We start from the raw sequence: 20,583 nt of genomic DNA, 5'->3' as shown, positions 1-20,583 counted from the left end.
ATGAGTTTATCTGGCATCCTGTATGAAGTCAACTGTTATTTCCAAATGGTGCGACGCTTTTTATTTTTTTGAAAATGCCTCTCACGCCATCCCTCCCCATACTTGATTTTGAGCCGACCGACCGCGTCTTTTCCTCTCTTGACCGCAGAAAAAACCACCCGGCAAATGCGGATGGTTGGCAAGCCTTATTTGATCGAATTCCAATCGTAGGGCGTTTCCTGATACACATAGTAGTTGAGCCAATTGGAAAACAGCAGGTTGGAATGAGCGCGCCACCTGACCACTGGCGGTAGGCTCGGGTCATCCCCCGGGAAATAGTTTCTGGGAATGGCAATCTCGAGGCCTTTGCTCACATCACGTTCATACTCTTCCCGCAGCGTGCACGGATCGTACTCGGAATGTCCGGTGACGAAAATTTGCCTGCCGTCTTTCGTCGCAACGATGTACACACCCGCCTCCTCCGATTCGGACAATATCTCCAGCTCCGGCACTTTCTCGATGTCCTCCCGCCGATTCTCCGTGTGACGGGAGTGCGGAATGTAGAATACGTTGTCAAACCCGCGGAACAGCTTCACATTCTGCTTGTTCAAGGTGTGCGGAAAAACGCCGAACAGCTTCTCGGGAAGCGGATGCTTCGGAACGCCGAAATGATGGTACAGCCCTGCCTGTGCGCCCCAGCAAATATGCAGTGTCGACGTCACGTTGGCCATCTTCCAGTCGAGAATTTGCTGCAGCTCCTCCCAGTAGTTCACCTCGCAAAAATCCATCTGCTCCACGGGCGCTCCGGTAATAACCATTCCGTCAAACTTCTCGTGCCTGATTTCCTCAAAGGTCTTGTAGAAGGTGGCCAGATGCTCTTCCGGCGTGTTCTTGGAGGTATGGCTGGACGGGTGCAGCAAAACGACCTCCACTTGCAGCGGGGTATTCCCCAAAAGGCGGAGCAGTTGGGTCTCCGTAGTCTGTTTCACTGGCATCAGGTTGAGAATGACGATGCGCAGCGGGCGAATGTCTTGGGTAAACGCCCTGCTCTCCTTCATCACAAAGATGTTTTCATTCTCCAATATCTCTGTCGCCGGCAACTCATCAGGCAATTTGATTGGCATGTTTCTCCCCCTTTCAGTCCGTCACAACGCTGTCGCCAGACAATAATCCGACTAATTCGCCATGACTACTTAAGATTCCTGCTTCACTTTTCCCTGCATTCAAAATGTTCTGTCTCTACTATAGCAGGAAAACGGACCACAGGGGGTACTGTCTTAGGCAGGCATTCGCTTTGGCTTGCATTTTTTCCGCGTACGTCCCTATCGCTTTCATTTCTCCGCCGTCCGCTTTTCATCAGACTCAGACATCCGCAGCCGTCAGTGCACAGATACTCGCTTCCCGCCTGGCTCTTTTTCCGGTGCGGCTGCCCGTCTGAGAAACAGCGAGCAGGCCCAAGCGACGGCAATCAGCGCGAATGCCAGCAGGAACGCGCTTTTCATCCCGGCAAGCATAGCCAGGATTTTTCCCGTAGCATCATTTTGCGCGCCTGACGGACTTTCCAGAAACCGCTTGGAGCCATTCGTCATGACCGTTACGAGAAGCGCTGTCCCGACCGCACCCGATACCTGCTGGAGCGTGCCGATAATCGCTGTGCCGTGGGGGTATAGCGGCGGCGGCAGTTCATTTAGGGCATTGGTCATCACGGGCATCATCAGCATGGAGATGCCCAGCATGAGCAGCGTGTTCAACAGCATGATCATCCCGTAAGAGGTAGACAGCGTAATGATGGCAAATTGCCAGAGCGTATTTCCGATCAGCGCCAAGCCGATGACCGCCAGCCACCTCGCGCCGAATTTATCAAACAACCGTCCGGTGATCGGAGACATGATCCCCATCACCACTCCGCCGGGCAGCATGACCAGACCCGCTTCCAGCGGACTGTATCCCAGCGCGTTTTGCAGAAAAATCGGCAGCAGCATCATCGCCGAGAACATCGCCATCATGACGATCATCATGATCAGCGTCGAGATGCGGAATACCTTGTATCCAAACGCCCTCAGATCCAGCAGCGGCTGCGGAATGACGAGCTGTCTCCATACGAACAGCCCCAAAGAAACGGCCCCGGTGACGATCGGAATGAGGACGCCATTGCCCGTCCATCCCCCGTGACTTTCGCCAGCGCTGCTAAAACCGTACACAATCCCTCCGAATCCGAAGGTCGAGAGAAGAAGCGAGATGACGTCAATTTTGGGATTCGTCGTCTCTGTCACATTCTTGAGCTTGGCATAGGCAAAGCCAATTACAAACAAAGCGATAGGCAGCACACCGTAAAAAAGCACCCTCCAACTGAAATGCTCGACGATGATGCCGGACAGCGTAGGTCCGATCGCAGGGGCAAAGGTGATTACAATCCCGATGGTCCCCATCGCTGAGCCTCTTTTTTCAATAGAGACGATGGCAAATACTACATTGGTCAGCAAAGGAAACAACAGTCCAGTCCCGGCAGCCTGCAGCACCCTGCCGGTTACCAGCAAGGCGAACCCTGGCGAGATCGCCGCGATGAATGTTCCCACTGTGAACAAGCCCATCGCCGACAGGAACAGGCTCCTTGTCGTGAACCGCTGGAGCAAATAGGCGGTAATCGGTATGAGGACTCCGATCACGAGCAAGTACCCGGTCGTCAGCCATTGCGCTTTGCTTGGTGAAATGCCGATGTCGGCCATGATTTTGGACAAGGCAACGTTGAGCAGGGTCTCGTTCAAGATGGCTACGAACACGCCCAGAATCATGACCATGACCACGACAAAATTGCCTCTGCTCCCGAAAGTCCCTCCTGTATGCTGCACTTCGCGTTTTTCCACAATCGCTCTCCTCTCCTTGGCAAATGCGCCCTGTTTCATGGACTCTCTTGAACCGTTGCCGCCCTCCCGCTTCGTTTTTAGAACCTTATTCTAGCCTGAAATGCCTGCACAGATTTCTTACCGATTGCTATGTTGCTGACGGCGGTATGCATGCCCGAAAGCTCTGAAAATACGCTCCACCGAAAGCATGCGGGAAAGAGTCCTGCCAAATGAGGCCAGCGTGGCTCCAATCTGGAAATCACCCTTTTTTTTGCGTATGATAGAGGGTAATGATCTTTTGCTAGAAGGGAGACAAAATGGCCCCCCGCTCAAAATGGTTGATATATAAATGGATTCTCGCGATAATCATCGCTTGCTTGTGCATGTTCCCGGCGACCCCCTCGCCAGCCGATACATTTGCTTCCGATGCAACGGCCAAGTACACGTCCGTAAAAAGCGAAGCCGTCCAGATTGTCAGCTACCGGCCTCATTTTACGGTCAAGTTTTTGAAGCAAAAGCTGCAAGGCTCCCTGTTCATGGACCAGTTGCGGAATTTGCAGCAAACGTACGCCGCCCCGCTCGTGACATTCCTGTTTGTGATCCAGACGCTGCTAAAATGGACCTTGCTAATGCCGATCCGATACGGGTCGATCTTCGTGGGCAGCTCCCCTTTTGGAACGCATTACATTCCAGAGAGGGGAAAAGCGGAACATGAAACATACAAAACAAGATGCCGAAATGATTCGGAGAACCGTAAAAGATTTGAAAATATTTGTCATCTTCATCGGGTTCGTGGTGGCAGGTTTGCTGGCCGCCAAATATTACTTGGGCTAACATGCAAATCCTCCCCTTGTTTTTGGGGGAGGATTCATTCATTGTCACGACGAGCCTATCATCAGAGCAAAAAGGAGTCTGTTCCGTGGAAAAATCACTTTATTTCGTCGTTAGCTGGGCGGACGCTAAGCAGTATTCGGACGCACTGAAAAAGCTTGGTATCGAACATATCATTGAAACGCCTGAAGAGATTCCTTCTCTCGTGCCGGGAGAGCTGGCTTTTGTATTTCCGAGCTTGCCCGTGCGCGTTTACGCCAAAGTCAGGACGCTTTTTTCACATAACGGCAAAAGATATTAATGCTGTGCCTGCCATGTAGAGCGTATTCGTCCTCCTGTTTGCGTCCCTCACACGCCATTCCTCCGCAATCAAAACCAGATTGTCAAACATCCCAAGCCGGTCCCGGCAATGTCTCCCATGATCGCAAATTTGGAACAGAAATCATTTTCCTCCCCCTCTATAATCAAGCCGGGAGGGAAAGAAATGAAGCCATTGCAAACAAGAGATCCATTTCACGTATACATCTATACGTGTTTCCTGTCACAGCTATTTTTCACCTTTGTATTTACGGTGAATCTGCTCTATCAAGTACAAGTCGTGAAGCTCGATCCGTTTCAGCTCGTTCTCGTTGGAACGGTATTGGAACTATCCGTTTTTCTTTTTGAGATTCCAACGGGAGTTGTTTCAGATTTAAAAAGCCGGAAGCTTTCTATCATCATTGGCTATGCGTTGATCGGCATTGGCTTTCTGGTAGAGGGGCTCTTTCCGCATTTTATACCCGTGCTGTTGAGCCAAGTCCTTTGGGGGCTCGGCTATACATGTACAAGCGGCTCGCAACAAGCCTGGATTGCCGATGAAATAGGGGAGGATCGCGCTTCACTTGCCTTTATGAAAGGGGCTAAAGCGAACAGGCTTGGGGAAATCATCGCGATCCCTTTAAGTATGGCCACAGGTTTTTTTATGGTTAATCTGCCGATCGTTATCGGCGGGAGTTGTATGATTGGGCTTGCTGTATTTTTGAGTTTTGCCATGAGAGAAGAAAATTTCAAACCTGCGACTCGCGAGGAACGAAAATCGAGTTGGCAGAGCATCAAGGTGAATATGAATACGATCATTCATTTTACGAAAACAAGCGCGATCATCCGCATCCTATTTCTCATTGCCTTGTTTGTCGGATTTTATAGTGAAGGATTCGACCGGCTGTGGATATCCCAGTTTTTGAACGTATCCCATTTATCGGACGTAATGGATGGTAGTTTCGTGGCGGTAGTTGGCAGCATTCAGCTCATCATCGTGCTCATTTCCTACGTGATCCTGCACTTTGTAAGTCGAAGCCCGATCCATCAGCATCTGCGCCTGATTTATGTATCGCTGTTTATCGGGAGCAGCGTGATTATCGCCTCATTGCTCGGTTTTGCGTTCTCTTCGCTTGGCGCTGTTTTAATCGCATTCTACGTCATCATCCAGGTGACGCGATCTGTGATGCATCCTTTGGAGGACATCTGGTTAAATAAAATCATTCCCGACTCGTCCACGCGTGCGACCTTCTTTTCCGTCAAAGGGCAAGTCGACGCCATCGGGCAAATCAGCGGCGGACCCGTAATCGGCTATATCGCTTCGAGCTTTACCATCAGGACGGCTATTGTGGCAAGCGCCATTCTGTTGACCCCTGTTCTAGTTTTCTACCATAAGCTCTTGAAAAAACGGAAAGGGTGAATCGATCACCCTCTTTCTTTTTCGATAATGGGAATATGGATTTCCATATAGATTTTTTCGTAATCCCAGTAATGGCAGTGTTCATCGTAGTATTCGAAATCAAAGCCGGCTTCATCTATTTCGTAAGACGATTGCGGCAGCCAATCTTCAAGGATGTATTGCCACGTTCCTTTAATGGAGGGGACGAACTGTGCGGGTTCCACGAGCGGCGTCCGAAAGATTGCGTACGTGGTTTCCGGGATGAGAAAGGCCGTCAGTTCCTTTGGAAGAGGGCGATCGTTATCGTAGTGTACGGCAAATAAATACGTAAATCGGTCCTTGTCCTGCTCGTTGCTTATATTGATGCAGTACTCGCCATGCTTTTCAGGGGATAATAATTGATAGAGAAACCGTTCTATCGAGCCATCGGTTAACCCTCGTTGCTGCCAAAATGCCGGGGCGTCCCTCGTATAACGGACATTTTCAAAAGCGCCTTCGAACGCTTTACCCGCTACATAAAACGCGCTCCGCTTCGCGATCTTCGGCTGCATAATGATTCCGCCTGTATTTTTTTCATGGAGGCTTAAGAGATTTAATTTTTGCGGCAGCGATAGCGGACAATGCAGCTTGTATAAGCTTGGAGGGCTGCCAAAGCATTTCTTGAATGCCTTCGTAAAGCCGGAATGGGTCTCGAAGCCATAATCCATCGCGATTTGAATGATCTTTTCGCCGTTCGCCAATTCATACATCGCGTATTGCAGCTTTCTTTTGACAACGTAGTCCATGATCGTGAAACCGGTATGCTTGTGAAAAATCCGATAAAAATGGTAGGGCGAATATCCAGCCATCGCCGCCAGCTTTTCCGGATCGATTTCATCTTTAATATGATCTTCGATATAATCGATTGCTTTTTGAAGCAAGAGTAATTGGTGGATACAAGCACCCCCTTGTAGACATACGATGGGCCCTATTCAGATACCGGGCAATCCGTTCATTGTCTAGAGTATCAACAGCATCGGCAGACGTCCGCGTCCAGGCCGGCTTTCAAAGCGAACTAAAATAAAAATAACAGATAAGCGGCTTGATCGCATCAGGCTGCTTATCTGTCGTAGAACATGTTTCTCTGGCGCAAAAGCAAACTGCTTTTCCTATTTTTTAAACGTCACGATTTCACTCGTATCTCCAAACCGGAGAACAGGCTGGCTCGGCTCCGTCTCGGCGATGATCTTCCCGTGCCGAATCGAGTAACGGACGGTAGCCTGGCGGCGAATCGCATCGTATTCGTCCTGTGCGTTGAGAATGATCAGATTGCCCGGCTTTCCTTCCTCGATGCCGTACTCCGCTTCGATATGCAGCGTCTTCGCGCTGTTGACGGTAATCAGATCAATCGAGTCGACGATTTGCTCGTAGCCCATCAGCTGGCAGGCGTGAATGCCCATGAACAGCACCTGCAGCATATTCCCGGTACCGAGCGGATACCACGGATCGAAAATGTCGTCATGGCCGAAGCAGACGTTGATGCCCTCCTGCACCATCTCTTTCACGCGCGTGATGCCGCGGCGTTTTGGATAGCTGTCAAACCGCCCCTGCAGGTGGATGTTGACCAGCGGGTTGGCCACGAAGTTGATGCCGGACAGCTTGAGCAGACGGAACAGCTTCGACGCATAGGCATCATTGTACGAATGCATGGCCGTCGTATGCGAAGCCGTCACCTTTTCCCCGATCCCCAGACGGAGTGCCTCGGCGGCTACCACCTCGACGAAGCGGGACTGCTCATCGTCGATTTCGTCGCAGTGAATGTCTACGAGACGGTCGTATTTCTCAGCCAGGCCAAAAGCGAGCCGCATGGATTCGACGCCGTATTCGCGGGTAAATTCGTAATGCGGGATTCCTCCGACAACGTCAGCGCCGAGACGAAGCGACTCTTCCAGCAGCTCCGCTCCGTTGGCGTAGGAAAGAATGCCTTCCTGCGGGAAAGCGACGAGCTGGAGATTGACGTACGGAGCCATCTCCTCCTTAACCTCCAGCATGGCGTGCAGCGCGGTCAGGCTGGGGTCTGTGACGTCCACATGCGTGCGAACATGCTGAATCCCCTGTGCCACCTGCCATTTGAGCGCTGTTTTGGCCCGCTCTTTGACATCTTCCTTGGTCAGCGTCTGCTTGCGCTCCGACCAGCGTTGGATGCCTTCAAACAGCGTTCCGCTCACATTCCAGCTAGGCTCTCCTGCTGTCAAAGTCGTATCCAGATGGATGTGCGGCTCGATGAACGGCGGCAGAACAAGCGCCCCACCCGCATCCAGTACTTTTCCTTCGAAACCTGTGATCTCCGTGGCGATTTTGACGATCTTGCCGTCACGGATGGCGATTTGCCACAGCCCTTCGCGTCCGCGAAGCTTTGCGTTGGTAATAAGCACAATCTTTCACCTCTTCATTTTTGTCGCTTGCTTCTGTGTCTGCTTTATTTTACCTGTTTTCCGTCAGATTCGCTGAACGGTGCGCTCCCATGGCTCGCATGACGACGACATAGATCAGCGCCGAGCCGATGATTGCATTGAGCGGCGGAATCCCCGGCACGAATGTCGCGAGCAGGACACCGGCTACCCAGGCAATGATTGCGACTACATTGACGCTGGCAAATGTTGCTGTCTCAAAATGCTTGTACTTCTCCCGGTTGACGAAGAAGTAATCCGCCAGAATAATGGCTCCGATCGGCGGCAGGGTGGAGCCGAGGAAGGTCAGGAAATCGACGAAGTTGTTGTAGAGCCACCAAGCCAAGGCGGTCCCGACCACGCCGTTGAAAATGACCACTTTTTTGATTTTCACTTTGGTAATGTTGGACAGGCCAAGGCCTGAAGCGTAGAGCGCATTGTCGTTGGTCGTCCAGATATTCAAACCGAGAATGATAATGGCCGGCAGAATCATTCCCTGCAAGAACATCACTTCAGAAACATCGGACTGTCCCGTCGCGATGGCCCCGATCGCCCCGAAGAAGAACATCAGCGAGTTGCCGATGAAAAAGGCGATCACAGTCGCGATCACGCTGTTTCGCTTGGAGTTGGCAAAGCGGGTAAAGTCCGGCGTCAGCGTTCCGCCGCTGATGAAAGACCCGACGCAGATCGTCAGGGCTGTCGCCATGGAAATCGCTTGCGCCGGTTGATATTGCAAAAGTCCCTGCAGTCCCCCCACAGAGTTCGCTGCATCAGTAACCGAAATCATGCCCAGTACGGCAATGGACGGACACGCGATAAAGCTCAGTATGGCCAATGCCTTGATGCCGAAATAGACAGTAGCCGTCATCACAATACCGAACACCACGATCAGCAAAAGCGTATCGATTCCCGTCACCTTGTTGACTGGCAAAGCAAACATCGCTACCCCTACGCCGAACCAGCCGATCTGCGTCGCCGCCAGCATGAACGAAGCGAGGTACGAGCCCTTTTCCCCGAAGGCAAAGCGGGCCAAAAGATGCGTGGACAGGCCCGTATCAGCGGCCATATACGCCAATGCCCCGGTGTAGATGCCAAGAATCAGATTTCCTGCAAGTACGGCCAGTACGAACTGGGTAAAGGTAAGCCCCGTCCCGAGCTGACCGCCCGACCACATGCTGGCTGAGAAAAACGTAAAGCCGAGCATCACGACGAGAATGTGCCAAAAACTGCTGCGCTGCGATTTCGGAACCGCTTCGAGTGAATATTCCTTATCGACGGATGAAGTGCTCATCTGTACCACCCCTGTTGTTATTTTGTAGACCGGCACCCAACCAAAAAGAGGCCTCCTGCCGTATTTCCTGACAAGAGGCCTCTTTCACCCACAACGACAGAAAGGGACACAAAGATTCCCAGCCTGCCATCAGCGGATTTCCGACTTACCTTGTCAGCCTCACGGGACTGATTTAAAGGTACCGTATCTAGTTCATTGGAATTATCTGCGATTCTTGTCCATCTGTCAATGAAAACCTGCCGACGAGACCCCGCTAGTTTTTTCACAAGTGTATGCGGACCCTTTCATCGCTATGACAAGAACTTATTTTCCTTTGTCGATATAGCGCTGCATCAGGCTCGCTCTGGTCAGCCAGACCTGGTCACTCAGATGAATCCGGTAATGCTCGGGATTCATCATCCGCAAGTACTCCGGCCAGAACATCTGCAGTTGCTCCTTGTGATGACGGCGGATTTCTGCCAGATCAGGCAATTGATACACACGCTTGCCTTCCACAAAGACAGGGACGAGCAGCGGCTCGGCCACGTAGTTTTCCACCAGCTTGCTCAAGTACGTGTGGCTCGGGTGAAACAGCTTGATCGGCGCCTGCTCCTGGATGTCCGTCTCTGACGGATAACAGAGATAGTCCGCGATCGCTTTTCCGGTGCTTCTGTCGATCAGCCGGTAAATGTCTTTCGCTCCCGGAGTCGTCACTTTCTCCGGGTTGGCCGATATTTTGATCGTCGGGATGTACTCGCCGTCGTCACCTTCTCGGGCGACCAGCTTGTACACACCGCCCAAGGTAGGCTGATCTGCTGCCGTAATCAGCTGCGTCCCCACTCCCCAGGAGTCGACCCTCGCCCCCTGCACCTTCAGGCTCAAGATCGTATGCTCGTCCAGATCATTGGACGCGACGATTTTCACGTCGGAAAGCCCTGCCTGATCGAGCATCTCCCGCGTTTTGATTGAAAGAAAGGCAATATCGCCGCTGTCGAGACGAACAGCCCGCAGCCGTTTGCCCTGCCGCTGCATCTCCAGGCCGATATTGATCGCATGCGGCACCCCGCTCCCCAGCGTATCGTACGTGTCCACCAGCAATGTCACTTGGTCAGGCAGAGCGGCTGCATAACGGCGGAACGCCTCCTCCTCGTTTTCGTGCGACTGGACCCAGGAATGGGCATGCGTCCCTGCCGTCGGGATGCCAAACAGCTTTCCTGCCAGCATGTTTGACGTAGAGTCAAACCCGGCGAGATAGACAGCCCTCGTTCCCCAGAGCGCAGCGTCCGCTTCCTGGGCGCGCCGGATGCCGAATTCCATCAGCAAATCGTCTTTGGCTACCTGACGGATCCGCGACGCCTTTGTGGCAATGAGCGTTTGGTAGTTCATAAAATTAAGCAGCGCTGTCTCCATGAGCTGCGCTTCAAAAATTCTGCTTTCCACGCGAACCAACGGCTCGTTTGGAAACACCAGCGAACCTTCCTTGACAGAATGGAGCGTCCCCGTGAAGCGAAAATTGCGGAGCTCCTCGAGAAAGCCGGGATCGTAATTTTCCTCCTGCTCGCGCAAATAATCCAGATCGCTTTCTTCAAAGCGAAGATCCTCCACGTATTTGACGATCCGCTCCAAGCCCGCAAATACGGCGTAACCGTTTCCAAACGGAAGCTTCCGAAAAAACGCCTCGAAAACCGCTTTGCGATTGTGGGTGCCATTGATCCAATGCGCATACATCATGTTTATTTGATACTTGTCTGTATGTAAAGCCAATCCTGGTGAAAGCAAGCTGCTTCGCCTCCTGTTGTTGCAGCGCCTGTGCGGAAAACCGGCGGACACCGCGGCGCTGGACGCCCTCCTCGAATCTGGCGTATACGAAAAACGCATGAATACTTCTCTCTATTTTAGCCTTTGTCGATGACAAGGTATAGCTTTGAAATGCAAAAGAAGGCCTGCCGGACGACAATGCGCCATCGCATCCGTTCGCCAGCAGGCTTTCGCTTTGATCTAGTTTTGATCCGTCAGCACGATTGGTCCGTCGCTCGTGATCGCAATCGTATGCTCGTACTGGGCTGACAGCTTGCCATCCAGCGTCCGGGCTGTCCAACCGTCCGCGTCAATCTTCATCCGATGGGTTCCTGCATTCAGCATCGGCTCGATGGTTAGCACCATTCCCTCTTTCAGCCGGAATCCTTTGCCTGGCACTCCGACGTGATTGTAGTTGGGCTCCTCATGCAGCTCCCGGCCTACTCCATGCGCCAGCAGATCACGCACGACAGAATACCCGTTTTCCTCGGCATGACTCTGAACCGCGTGCATCACGTCTCCGATCCGGTTTCCCGGCACAGCTTGCGCGATCCCTTTGTACAGGCATTCCTTGGTCACCCGCATCAATCTTTTCGCTTCGTCGGAAACCTCGCCCACCGCATAGCACCAGCAAGAATCTCCTACCCAGCCGTTGTACGTGGCGACGATGTCGATTTTGACGATATCCCCGTTTTTAAGCGGCTTTCTGCTCGGGAAGCCGTGTGCAATGACGTCGTTGACCGATGCGCAGATCGCTGCCGGGAATCCGTTGTAACCGTCCGTGTACGTCCCTCCACCTTGCTGCCTGATCAGCTTTTCGACAAAATCGTTGATCTCCTGCGTAGTGACGCCCGGCTTGATTCTTTTGGCGATTTCCTTGTGGCATGTCGCCACGATCCGGCCTGCCGGTCTCATCTGCTCGATCTCTTCGCGAGTCTTCAAGTAAATCACGCCCGGCTCCTCCCTTTGCTCTCTCCGCTCTCTGAGAGGCGGCGCTCACTTACGCTCTTTCGGATCATCAGCAGCACTCCCTCCGGTGAAAAGTCTGCATCCTTGTGGTACATGGAGATGCCGAAGCATCCGACCATGGTGCCGATGATAAAATTGGCGATTCGGCCGGGATCGGTCCCCGTCGCGAGCGCTTCCGACTGAACCTGCATCTGCGTGATACACTCCAGCAGAGGCTGATACAGGGTATCGTCGAATCTCTGTTTGGCTGTGCGGCGAAGCTGCTCTTCCATTCCCACGAAGTTTTCCGCGGCCCATTTGTAGACGATAAACGCTGCGGGTGCCTCCAGCCACAGCCGCAAAAGCCCGGCACAGAACTCATCCAGCAGTTCCGCCGACTTTTCTTGCCGAGAAAAGAAAGCGCTTGTCAAAGCTTCCGACAGTTCAAAGCCTCTATCCAGCAAATCACTGACGAGACTGTTCTTGTTGCTGTAATAATGGTAGACAGTGCCATAACCGAGTCCCGCTTTTTTGGCGACGTCGCGAATATCAAAGAGAAGGCCTTTCTCAAAATAGATCTGTCCTGCAGCCTCCATGATCTGTTGAATGCGCTTTTCCCGCAACTCTTCACATTGTTCCTTTGTTCGCGGAGACATGGATATCCTCCTTATTTTTAGACCTACAAGTATGTCGATAATAAAATACCACTTTTTGGACTGAGCTGCAAGCGATTTGGCCAGCCAAGTCCGCCCTTTTGAAAAAATGCAATAAAAATCCCCCTGGATTCATGAAAACCGCGTGAGTTTTCGATGAATAGCAGGGGGAAGGAAGTTCTTTTATTTACGACGCCGCAACATCCTTCGCAGCGGCAGCCTCTTTTTGTCCCTCGAGATACTCCGTTGGACCGATAATACCTTTTTCACGATCCTGTTTCTCCAGCTCCAGCGCTTTTGGCACGGACAGCCAGTAGGCCAGACCGATAGCGATCACGCCGGCACCGAATTTCCCGATAATCAGAGGCAGGATGATCGTAGGCTGGAAGTTGGCGGAGAAAGACAGGTGGTCGCCCAGCAAGAACGCCGCACATACCCCAAACGCGATATTGATCACCTTGTCTTTTGGCGGCATGGAGCGAACGAGTCGGAACATCGCCAGGATGTTGGCGATCGTCGCGAGCAAACCGGCGCTTCCCGTCGGGCTCAGGCCCATCCGGTTGCCCATCGCCTGCAGAGGCTTCGCCGCGTATTTCCGCAGCATGTACACCATCGGGAAAGCACCCGCCAGCATGATACCGATATAACCGGCCGTTTCCAGGGCGCGGAACTGATCGGTCGGATCGGCAATGATCGGATCGAAGCCCCAGGAGCCAAATACCTTGGAAAAGACGCCTGTGAAGTATTCCACGATCGAGAATACGAGGACGAGCTTGATGCCTGCATCCATCGTCTTCCCGAAAATCATGAATGCCTTGATCATCAGGTCGGGCAGGAAGCGCAGACCGAGCGCAATGGCGACCACAAACACCAGGATCGGCGACAGATTGATCAGAATTTTTCCGTATCCGATGGCAAAGGCGTAGGTGGATTCCGCATCAGTCGAGATTGTTTCGCGCACCTTGGTATTCGTCATTACGAGGATAGCACTGGTGATAAAGGCGCCGATAGGAACCGTCAAAATCCCGGACATCACGCCAAGCGCCATGTATTTGTGATCCCGTTTGTCGAGCATCGCCAGGCCCATCGGAATGGAAAACACGATGGTAGCTCCCGCCATGAATCCGACGATCATCGCCATGATCCAGCCCTCATAGGAGCTTTTCAGCACGTTGGCCAACTGGTAGCCGCCCATATCGCTGGCCAAAATAGCGGTGGCCGCAAGCGCCGGATCGGCTCCGATCTTGTTGAAAATCGGCCCGCAGACCTTGTCGATAAACCAGGAAATATACGGAATTGAGGCCATGATACCTGCTGCCGGTACGAAGATATAACCGGTGGAATGAAGACCTTCCATAAATTCTTTGCCGAGCCCTTCATCACTGTTGCGGATCGCTGCGATTGCGCCGATCACCGCACAAATCATGATAAAGTAAATGACGTAACTGCCGATTTGGTCCATGTATCAACCCCACCTTTTCTCGCGCGTTCTATCGTCTGTCAGGCATAAAACGATCCTAAACCAGCGTGACACCCCATTTGCCTGCGGGCTTCCCCGGCTGTCGGGGGCTTCCGTCGGCAAGCCGCACGGACTTGGACAGCGGCTGCTTGCTTTCTCCCTCATGGTTCTCCTCCTTCGCAAAGGCATGGGAAAAATTAACAATAAAGGCGCCTAGTAATCTGGTAGCAGATTACCCAAGCGCCTTTGCTTTTTCGTATACACTTGTGAATTGTGAACAAGCGGGACAAAACTGGAACCGCTTACAATCAGGCAAAAAAATAAAAGCGGTACGCATAATTTATACTTCTTCATATACTCTGAAAATTCATCAGTAAAGCTCCATTGCTTTACTCCCATCGTAACCCAATTATATGGGCGGTAAGTCACGATGTCAACACTCGTTTTTTGCCTGACTCACAAACCTCGCCCCCACCATGCCGCCTCGAAAATGATGGGAAAAGCACCCCTGCCAGCTTTTGAAGTGCACCCCTTAGAATGGACATTGGATTAAACCCCTGGTAAATCCGATGAAATTTAAGGGGTGCATTTTTTATGGTGAAAAAGGGGCAAACGTTTAGAAGTTATTCTCACGAATTAAAGGTGGAAGCCATACGACTGCATATCGAAGAAGGATGGACATACCGTCGAATCATGGAGCATCTGGGGATTCCGGACCGCCACCGGCTTAAAGTATGGATGAAAAAATATAAACAGTTAGGCGAATTTGGGTTGATGGATCAACGAGGTAGACGTGAAGAATATGTTGATCAAGATCGATATGTTAAAAAGCTAAAACGAGAGAACTCGATGCTAAAAAAGTGTTTGAAAATCTGGATGCGGGAGGTGCAGCCCATAAGTATGAGGCGATCAAGCAAGTAGCTGGTGAGTATACGACTAGTGAACTTTGCAAGCTGTTTGGAGTCTCAAGAAGTGGATACTATGCATACTTGAAACGGCAACAAGCGGACCGGGACAAGCCCGTGAAAGACCTCATCAAAGTAGTTTATAAGAAGTATGATGGTAAATATGGGTATCGACAAACCCAGCTGTTTCTCTTACGAGATCACGGGGTATGGGTCAACCATAAGAAGGTACTACGTCTGATGCAAGAAATGAAGCTCCGTTCTCGAATACGCCGCAAATATCGAGGTCACTATGCTTCAACCGAAGGTGGACGAGTCGCTGAGAATGTGATGCAGCGGAATTTCAAAGCGGATGCACCTAATCGAAAATGGGTAACCGATGTCACACAGTATCGTGTCGCGGATACGTGGCTCTACCTGTCTGCTATTAAGGATTTGTTTAATAATGAGATTGTGGCTTACCACATTGGAGTTCGCAACGACAATCAGTTGGTCCTACGGACCTTTGAGAAAGCCTTTAAAAAGACGAAAGACGTGACTGGACTGATCGTTCACAGCGATCAGGGATTCCAGTACACGTCCTACGCTTACCACGACATGTTGCCGAAGGTTGGCGCCCAAATCAGCATGTCTCGGAGAGGCAACTGTTATGATAATGCCTCGATGGAGAGCTTCTTCTCGCATCTCAAAACGGAAGGGCTCTACCCTTATGATATCCGAAGTGTGGATGAGGCACAAAGGCGAATTGAGGAATATATTCAATTCTACAACCAAAGTCGACCACAACGAAAATTAAAAAGGCTGACGCCTGTTGAATTCAGACGTCAGCTGTCGGTCTAACGGTCGGGTTTTTTCTTACTGTCCACTAAATGGGGTCTTGACCACTTTGTAACAGGGGTGCTTTTCCTGCCGAGAACGAACTAGTCCGCCTTCTTCAGCAGGTCGATGATTTTCGCTTGTCTGTCCCGCAATACATCAGGCGTCCACTTTGCATGCTGCTCGATAAATACCTTGTTGGCGTGGAAAGCGTCGATCCTCTTTTGCAAATACAGCTTCTTCTTGTCCTCGAAATCGTGATTGCCAAGCGCGCTGTTTTTCTTCTGGCTGATGAGTACGAGATTGGCCAGGCGATTGGTCCAATATTCTCTCTCTTCATCCGTGAAATCCCGTTTCCACTGACTCGAATCAGCCGGGTTTTGCGGCAGCACGTGCTCCACTGTTATGTAGCTGTGTCCGGAGAGATGCACGGTGTTGTCGCTCAAAAGGTATTCGAGCTTCAGCAGCAGATGACGGGCGAACTGCTTTTTGTACACATGTCCTTCAATGTTCCGGACAAATTCATCCTCATCAATCTCGAAGAGCTCTTTTTTCTTGAACAACTCTTCCACCTGATTCGCAGGGGTGCTGTCAATGGCCTTCAAAATGCTGTTCATTGCTTCCAGACGCAGCGTCGGTGTGATTCCGCACACCCAGTCGCCCGTAAATTTATGCTCCAGCTTTTTCAGGAATCGTTCCAGATCGGCGGCACCGAATTTGGAATAGTAGTGCATGAGCGGCGGTATCCAATCCTCCGAGCGAAGGCCGATCCGCATGACAGTGATGAGGTTCTTGTAGCCATTGCTCAGGTTTGAGCCTTGCAGCTCGATGATCTCTTCGTAAATCGCATTGTATCGCTCAATCAGTTCAAACGTGTCTTTCCCCATCCTCAGGCTTGGCTGCTTCGGCGCTTTTGGGTGATAAATGTGGTCGTGGAACTCTTCCAGCAGATTCGCGCGCGCTTTTTCCTGCACCAGAATCGTCCGGATGAACTGGAGAAAGCGGTCAAAATTTTCTCCGTGCTTTCCTTCGATCTCTTCCCAGACCTTGGCGTATTTGTTTACTTCCTTTTCCGATGCGAGAGCCCCGATGTTTTGCGATTTGAGAATGTCCGCGTTGGTCAGGGGAATGCCCCGGTTGTTCAGGATTGTAAACATCCGAAACGCATCTTCCGTATTGTCCGTGGAGACGTAGATAAACAACGCCTTGTTAAAAATGAAGCGTACGAACTGGGGCAAGTCCCCCGCCGCAATTTTGTCCTGCAGTTCGGCACGAAGCACGAGCGTGGCATTCGCCATGTTTTCCAAAGAGACGTTTTCGCTCTCCCGCAAGGCCTGCAGCTCTTCTTCCTTCGCTGTTCCGCCGTGGGCGATCAGATGCGATTGAATGAAGTCTTCTACCTTGTCGCGGATTTTGTATGTAATTCTCATCCTGGCCGGAACGTTCTCCAGCAGGTTCTCTTCCTGATAAATCTTCTTTTGCAGCGTCTGCTTGAATTGATCACTCCCGATCAAATCGCGCAGTACGGCCATCATGATAAAGAAAGTGGTCAGCCGCTGCTGCCCGTCCAGCACCTCGTACTCCGGATAGGAACTCGCCTTGATCCGCTTCAGTACGAGCGACCCCAGGAAGTAATCATTGTCCGGTTTGTTTTCAAACGCAAACACGAGGTCATCGACCAGTTCGGTCAGATTGTCTGTTTGCCATACGTAAGACCGTTGGTACTCGGGAATGACAAACCAAAAATCCTCTGAAAAGATTTTCTGCAGAATCTCTTTATTTGCATCAATCGTCCCTGCCGTCATTTCTGCCGCTCCCTTTTCTATTATTTTCACATACTGCCAGTAGTACTATATTCCTATCATATACGAGCGGACAGCTTTGCTCCAGGTGCAATTCGGCAGGATGCCAAGAAGGGGGCCGCCATTTGCAGCTAAGCTTGAGACCGCGCTTCCCCGAGCAGCTTCTCGACCGCGGGCACTGTGAAGCAAGCCAGGTTTTCCGGCAGCTCGTCCAGTGCAAACCAGCCGATCGCCCCGATGGCTCCGCCCTCTTCCCTGTTCCGCGCCTCTCCTGATACGATGCGGGTCACATAGATAGCGGAAATCCAATGCTCGCCTCGCTCCGGTCGAATCGTTTCCGCCATGCAGAGCAGCCTCTCTACCTGCACGTCCAAATCTACTTCCTCTCTGATTTCCCGCACCACTGTCTGCTCCAACGGTTCGTAGGGATCTACCTTCCCTCCCGGAATGCTCCAGGTCCCTTTTTCCGGTTCGCGGTTTCTGTAGACGAGCAAAAGCCTGTTGTCTGAATCGAGGATGACGGCGCCGACGCCGATCCGGGGTGCTTGTTGGGTCATATCCAATCTCCTGTCCATTTTTTCGAGAACGACTACAGCGGTTCGTTCACTGTCCTTATCAGCCTTATGTATCTTAACTATCTTATCTATACGATATTGTACACTTCACACACGAGCTTTGTCTTTCTTGGGAATCCTCACGTTTATATGAACAAAAATCCTCCAACCATATTTTGGGCAAAAGCTGCTTGACAAAAAATATAACCATCGGTTACATTATAACCATCGGTTAGTAACCGTTGGTTATGAATTTTGTCTTTCTCTTATGAAATGGACTTCGAAAGGGATTGTGATCATATGACAAACAAACAGGAGCAGCGTTCGGAGGAGACCAAGCGATCGATACTGACAGCGGCGGGCAGGCTTTTCGCGGAGCGGGGCTACGACGCGGTGACCATGCGGGAAATCGCCAAAGCGGCGGGATGCTCACATACGACGATCTATATTTACTTCAAGGATAAAGAAGCACTGCTCCACCACCTCGCTATGGAGCCTCTGCAAGCCTTGTTTGCGGAAATGGAGGCGGGCGTGCAAAATCACTTGCTTTCAGCAGACGAAAGACTTTTGGCTGTCAGTACCAGCTTCGTTCGTTTTTGTTTGCTGAATCGAAGCATGTATCCGCTTTTTTTCATGGCGAAGTCCTCCCGCGTGGACGAAAAAGAGCCTTCGCTTGAACTCCAGCATTTGCGAAACCAATTGTTTGGACTGCTGAAAGACGCCGTGATCGCTTGCCTTCCGCCCCACCTTACAGAAGAGCAGTCATGGGCCTATGCCCGCGTCTATTTTTTCACGCTGCACGGCGTGATCGGCACGTATTCCCAGTCGGACGAAACGTTTGACATGCTGATGGAAAGACTCGCTCCCACCTTTGAGCTGGCTCTGCGGGTCGCTCTGGCTGGCTGCAAGCAAATTGCACATGAGGAGGCTGCTGCGAAATGAAAGTGGAGAGAATCTCGGAGCACATCTGGAGCATCCGTTCCTGGATGCTGATTCCCGTACACGTATGGGCCGTAGCGGATGAAGAAGGGGTAACGCTGGTGGATGCGGGGATGCCGTTTATGGCAAAAGGGATTGAAAACGTCGTGGATCAGTTGGGGGCGGGACCTCTCCGGCGAATTCTCCTGACTCACGGTCATTCCGACCATACCGGTTCCGTCAAGGCACTCGTGGAGCGCCGATCCATTCCTGTCTACGCTCACCGTACGGAGATTCCGTACATGGAAGGCCAGCTTCCGTATCCGCGCCGCAAGAAAGCGGAGAAAAATGTAACCCCCGGCCTCGCGCAAGCGCTCGGCGAGAACGAGCATGGACAGTTAATGACCGTAGCCGGTCTGCGGCCGTATCTCACCCCGGGGCATTCGCCCGGACACGTCGTCTACTTTCACGAAGAAGACCAGGTGCTGTTGGCTGGCGATTTGTTTACCTCGAAGAAAGGAAAGCTTCACAGACCAATGCCGATGTTCACGGCTGATATGGGCGAGGCCATTCAAAGCAGCGCGATCGTCAGGGAATTGGCCCCTCGCCGTCTGGAAGTATGCCACGGTGGGCCCGTCATGAATGCAGTTGAACAATTGGATGCGTATATGGAGAAGACGGCGCGGGCCTACTCGGTTGATTTGCGGACTTCTTAAAAAGGGGGAGTGTGAAAAACACTCCTCCTTTTGCTGTCTGGTTGTTCAGGTCTTTCAGACAAGAAGCAGGACTGGGCTCCTCTATCTGCACGCACTCTCGTCGCGTCTAGTCGCGTCTACCCCAGCTGTTTGAGCAGCCAGTCTCTCCGATCGGCCTCGGCCTCCCCGCAGCCTGTGAAAAGATGGTCGCTCTCATACCATTTGACCTCTCGGGGAGTGCTGGCGGCAGCGATATACTGATCCGCCTGCTCCTTGTCGATAAATTCATCATTGTGCACAAATTGAAACAAGACAGAAGCTGGTGCCGTATTCTTTATGTAATGGACCGCATCCAGCGCTTCCAGCTCGGCAAAAACCTGCTCAAACCGCTCCTTGGGCAAAATTTGCCGGACCAGATCGGCTACCGGGTGCCCGCTCGTCCTGTGCCAGACTGTGGACCGGGAGTAGCCAGCCATGAGAACAAAGGCCTTGACCCGCTTTTCCACACCTGCAAAGACACCGCCCCAGGTCGCTCCATAGCTGTGGCCGACATAGCCGATCCGATCCGCATCGACGATGTCCAGGCTGGTCAAAAGGTCTACCGCTCGCTGCAAATCGACCACGGTTTGGATATACAACTCTTTTTTTACCATCATCTCGACGAGCTGCACAGCTCTTTCCGCCTGAGACAGCTCCGAGGAAAGCTCCTGCCGTAAAAACGGAGCGTCAATCAACAAAGAAACGATCCCTTGGGCCGCAAGTCTTTCCGCTTCCGGCAAAAACGAAGAGCGGTTCCCTTGTCCCGGATGCAGAAACAGTACAGCCGGGAGCGGTGTTTGCCCTCTTCCGTCCGGTGTCACCAAATATGCAGGAACCTTCCCTCCGTGGGGGCTGTTGTAGGAAATATCCCGTACGCTGTACCCTTCTTTTTCCGCAACAGAATGTTCTTCCCAACTGAGCGGCAATGTTTTGTCATAGAAAAACATCG

The 20,583-nt window shown here is 51.8% G+C and carries 19 protein-coding genes; 7 read left to right on the top strand and 12 right to left on the bottom strand.

Annotated elements, in window-relative coordinates; genetic code table 11:
- Positions 1 to 185: 185 nt before the first annotated feature.
- Both metA and NSQ24_RS04995 read right to left on the bottom strand, forming a co-directional pair.
- Positions 186 to 1,103 carry a homoserine O-succinyltransferase gene (metA, locus tag NSQ24_RS05000; RefSeq protein WP_003389257.1) on the bottom strand — a complete coding sequence of 306 codons (918 nt, stop codon included), beginning with the start codon at positions 1,101 to 1,103 and terminating at the stop codon, positions 186 to 188.
- 255 nt (positions 1,104 to 1,358) lie between these two features.
- The gene (locus tag NSQ24_RS04995) at positions 1,359 to 2,882 is read right to left on the bottom strand and encodes an MDR family MFS transporter (protein ID WP_081924293.1); all 1,524 of its coding nucleotides are present in this window, start codon (positions 2,880 to 2,882) and stop codon (positions 1,359 to 1,361) included.
- Positions 2,883 to 3,533: 651 nt separating this feature from the next.
- Here NSQ24_RS04995 and NSQ24_RS04990 point away from each other — a divergent pair.
- The 3 genes from NSQ24_RS04990 to NSQ24_RS04980 all read left to right on the top strand — a co-directional run bounded on the left by NSQ24_RS04990 (position 3,534) and on the right by NSQ24_RS04980 (position 5,370).
- Entirely contained in the window at positions 3,534 to 3,656 is a 123-nt protein-coding gene (locus tag NSQ24_RS04990; protein ID WP_255320373.1) for a hypothetical protein, read from the top strand.
- Positions 3,657 to 3,741: 85 nt separating this feature from the next.
- Positions 3,742 to 3,954: a hypothetical protein gene (locus tag NSQ24_RS04985; RefSeq protein WP_024985480.1), complete on the top strand. Its 213-nt coding sequence runs from the start codon at positions 3,742 to 3,744 to the stop codon at positions 3,952 to 3,954.
- Between the two features lie 183 nt (positions 3,955 to 4,137).
- The gene (locus NSQ24_RS04980) at positions 4,138 to 5,370 is read left to right on the top strand and encodes an MFS transporter (RefSeq protein ID WP_039070008.1); all 1,233 of its coding nucleotides are present in this window, start codon (positions 4,138 to 4,140) and stop codon (positions 5,368 to 5,370) included.
- Positions 5,371 to 5,375: 5 nt separating this feature from the next.
- Here the strand turns inward: NSQ24_RS04980 and NSQ24_RS04975 are convergent, their stop codons facing one another.
- The 7 genes from NSQ24_RS04975 to eutH all read right to left on the bottom strand — a co-directional run bounded on the left by NSQ24_RS04975 (position 5,376) and on the right by eutH (position 13,908).
- Positions 5,376 to 6,269: an AraC family transcriptional regulator gene (locus NSQ24_RS04975; protein WP_003389265.1), complete on the bottom strand. Its 894-nt coding sequence runs from the start codon at positions 6,267 to 6,269 to the stop codon at positions 5,376 to 5,378.
- Between the two features lie 228 nt (positions 6,270 to 6,497).
- The gene (locus tag NSQ24_RS04970; RefSeq protein WP_171505745.1) at positions 6,498 to 7,763 is read right to left on the bottom strand and encodes a cytosine deaminase; all 1,266 of its coding nucleotides are present in this window, start codon (positions 7,761 to 7,763) and stop codon (positions 6,498 to 6,500) included.
- A 49-nt stretch (positions 7,764 to 7,812) separates the two neighbouring features.
- Entirely contained in the window at positions 7,813 to 9,069 is a 1,257-nt protein-coding gene (gene codB / locus NSQ24_RS04965; protein WP_031932101.1) for a cytosine permease, read from the bottom strand.
- Between the two features lie 303 nt (positions 9,070 to 9,372).
- Entirely contained in the window at positions 9,373 to 10,827 is a 1,455-nt protein-coding gene (locus tag NSQ24_RS04960) for a nicotinate phosphoribosyltransferase (RefSeq protein ID WP_003389268.1), read from the bottom strand.
- Positions 10,828 to 11,046: 219 nt separating this feature from the next.
- Positions 11,047 to 11,796, bottom strand: a complete 750-nt coding sequence (gene map, locus NSQ24_RS04955) for a type I methionyl aminopeptidase (protein ID WP_003389269.1) — start codon at positions 11,794 to 11,796, stop codon at positions 11,047 to 11,049.
- Positions 11,793 to 12,449 carry a TetR/AcrR family transcriptional regulator gene (locus NSQ24_RS04950; RefSeq protein ID WP_122959022.1) on the bottom strand — a complete coding sequence of 219 codons (657 nt, stop codon included), beginning with the start codon at positions 12,447 to 12,449 and terminating at the stop codon, positions 11,793 to 11,795. Before NSQ24_RS04950 ends, map begins: the two co-directional genes overlap by 4 nt.
- Before the next feature lie 184 nt (positions 12,450 to 12,633).
- Positions 12,634 to 13,908 carry an ethanolamine utilization protein EutH gene (gene eutH / locus NSQ24_RS04945; protein ID WP_003389271.1) on the bottom strand — a complete coding sequence of 425 codons (1,275 nt, stop codon included), beginning with the start codon at positions 13,906 to 13,908 and terminating at the stop codon, positions 12,634 to 12,636.
- Between the two features lie 591 nt (positions 13,909 to 14,499).
- On the opposite strand from eutH, the gene NSQ24_RS04940 reads away from it, so the two are divergent.
- Together NSQ24_RS04940 and NSQ24_RS04935 are read left to right on the top strand one after the other, a co-directional pair.
- Complete coding sequence (locus tag NSQ24_RS04940) at positions 14,500 to 14,826, top strand: helix-turn-helix domain-containing protein (RefSeq protein ID WP_024985204.1); 327 nt, start codon at positions 14,500 to 14,502, stop codon at positions 14,824 to 14,826.
- Positions 14,766 to 15,650, top strand: coding sequence for an IS3 family transposase (locus NSQ24_RS04935; RefSeq protein ID WP_155808033.1), 885 nt, complete (start codon positions 14,766 to 14,768; stop codon positions 15,648 to 15,650). The genes NSQ24_RS04940 and NSQ24_RS04935 overlap by 61 nt, the downstream gene beginning before the upstream one ends.
- Before the next feature lie 80 nt (positions 15,651 to 15,730).
- Here the strand turns inward: NSQ24_RS04935 and NSQ24_RS04930 are convergent, their stop codons facing one another.
- Entirely contained in the window at positions 15,731 to 17,431 is a 1,701-nt protein-coding gene (locus NSQ24_RS04930) for a DUF262 domain-containing protein (protein WP_003389272.1), read from the bottom strand.
- 128 nt (positions 17,432 to 17,559) lie between these two features.
- Positions 17,560 to 17,985, bottom strand: a complete 426-nt coding sequence (locus tag NSQ24_RS04925; protein WP_003389273.1) for an NUDIX domain-containing protein — start codon at positions 17,983 to 17,985, stop codon at positions 17,560 to 17,562.
- A gap of 297 nt (positions 17,986 to 18,282) precedes the next feature.
- Between NSQ24_RS04925 and NSQ24_RS04920 the strand changes: the two genes are divergently transcribed.
- On the top strand, positions 18,283 to 18,924 hold the full coding sequence (locus NSQ24_RS04920) for a TetR/AcrR family transcriptional regulator (RefSeq protein ID WP_024985486.1): 642 nt from the start codon (positions 18,283 to 18,285) through the stop codon (positions 18,922 to 18,924).
- Positions 18,921 to 19,616, top strand: a complete 696-nt coding sequence (locus NSQ24_RS04915; RefSeq protein WP_003389276.1) for an MBL fold metallo-hydrolase — start codon at positions 18,921 to 18,923, stop codon at positions 19,614 to 19,616. The genes NSQ24_RS04920 and NSQ24_RS04915 overlap by 4 nt, the downstream gene beginning before the upstream one ends.
- A 116-nt stretch (positions 19,617 to 19,732) precedes the next feature.
- On the opposite strand, the gene NSQ24_RS04910 is transcribed toward NSQ24_RS04915, so the two are convergent.
- Positions 19,733 to 20,581: a dienelactone hydrolase family protein gene (locus tag NSQ24_RS04910; RefSeq protein ID WP_339167354.1), complete on the bottom strand. Its 849-nt coding sequence runs from the start codon at positions 20,579 to 20,581 to the stop codon at positions 19,733 to 19,735.
- Between the last annotated feature and the right edge of the window lie 2 nt (positions 20,582 to 20,583).

This window comes from Brevibacillus sp. FSL L8-0520, assembly GCF_037963895.1.
Taxonomy (GTDB): Bacteria; Bacillota; Bacilli; order Brevibacillales; family Brevibacillaceae; genus Brevibacillus; species Brevibacillus borstelensis.
The sequence above is the reverse complement of the archived record's forward strand: the minus strand, read 5'-3'. Positions and strand labels throughout refer to the sequence as shown.

Coding starts and splice junctions, on each gene's coding strand:
- metA (WP_003389257.1), bottom strand. CDS start 1,103: ATGCCAATCAAATTGCCTGATGAGTTGCCGGCGACAGAGATATTGGAG.
- NSQ24_RS04995 (WP_081924293.1), bottom strand. CDS start 2,882: ATGAAACAGGGCGCATTTGCCAAGGAGAGGAGAGCGATTGTGGAAAAA.
- NSQ24_RS04990 (WP_255320373.1), top strand. CDS start 3,534: ATGAAACATACAAAACAAGATGCCGAAATGATTCGGAGAACCGTAAAA.
- NSQ24_RS04980 (WP_039070008.1), top strand. CDS start 4,138: ATGAAGCCATTGCAAACAAGAGATCCATTTCACGTATACATCTATACG.
- codB (WP_031932101.1), bottom strand. CDS start 9,069: ATGAGCACTTCATCCGTCGATAAGGAATATTCACTCGAAGCGGTTCCG.
- NSQ24_RS04950 (WP_122959022.1), bottom strand. CDS start 12,449: ATGTCTCCGCGAACAAAGGAACAATGTGAAGAGTTGCGGGAAAAGCGC.
- eutH (WP_003389271.1), bottom strand. CDS start 13,908: ATGGACCAAATCGGCAGTTACGTCATTTACTTTATCATGATTTGTGCG.
- NSQ24_RS04940 (WP_024985204.1), top strand. CDS start 14,500: ATGGTGAAAAAGGGGCAAACGTTTAGAAGTTATTCTCACGAATTAAAG.
- NSQ24_RS04930 (WP_003389272.1), bottom strand. CDS start 17,431: ATGACGGCAGGGACGATTGATGCAAATAAAGAGATTCTGCAGAAAATC.
- NSQ24_RS04925 (WP_003389273.1), bottom strand. CDS start 17,985: ATGACCCAACAAGCACCCCGGATCGGCGTCGGCGCCGTCATCCTCGAT.
- NSQ24_RS04920 (WP_024985486.1), top strand. CDS start 18,283: ATGACAAACAAACAGGAGCAGCGTTCGGAGGAGACCAAGCGATCGATA.
- NSQ24_RS04915 (WP_003389276.1), top strand. CDS start 18,921: ATGAAAGTGGAGAGAATCTCGGAGCACATCTGGAGCATCCGTTCCTGG.
- NSQ24_RS04910 (WP_339167354.1), bottom strand. CDS start 20,581: ATGTTTTTCTATGACAAAACATTGCCGCTCAGTTGGGAAGAACATTCT.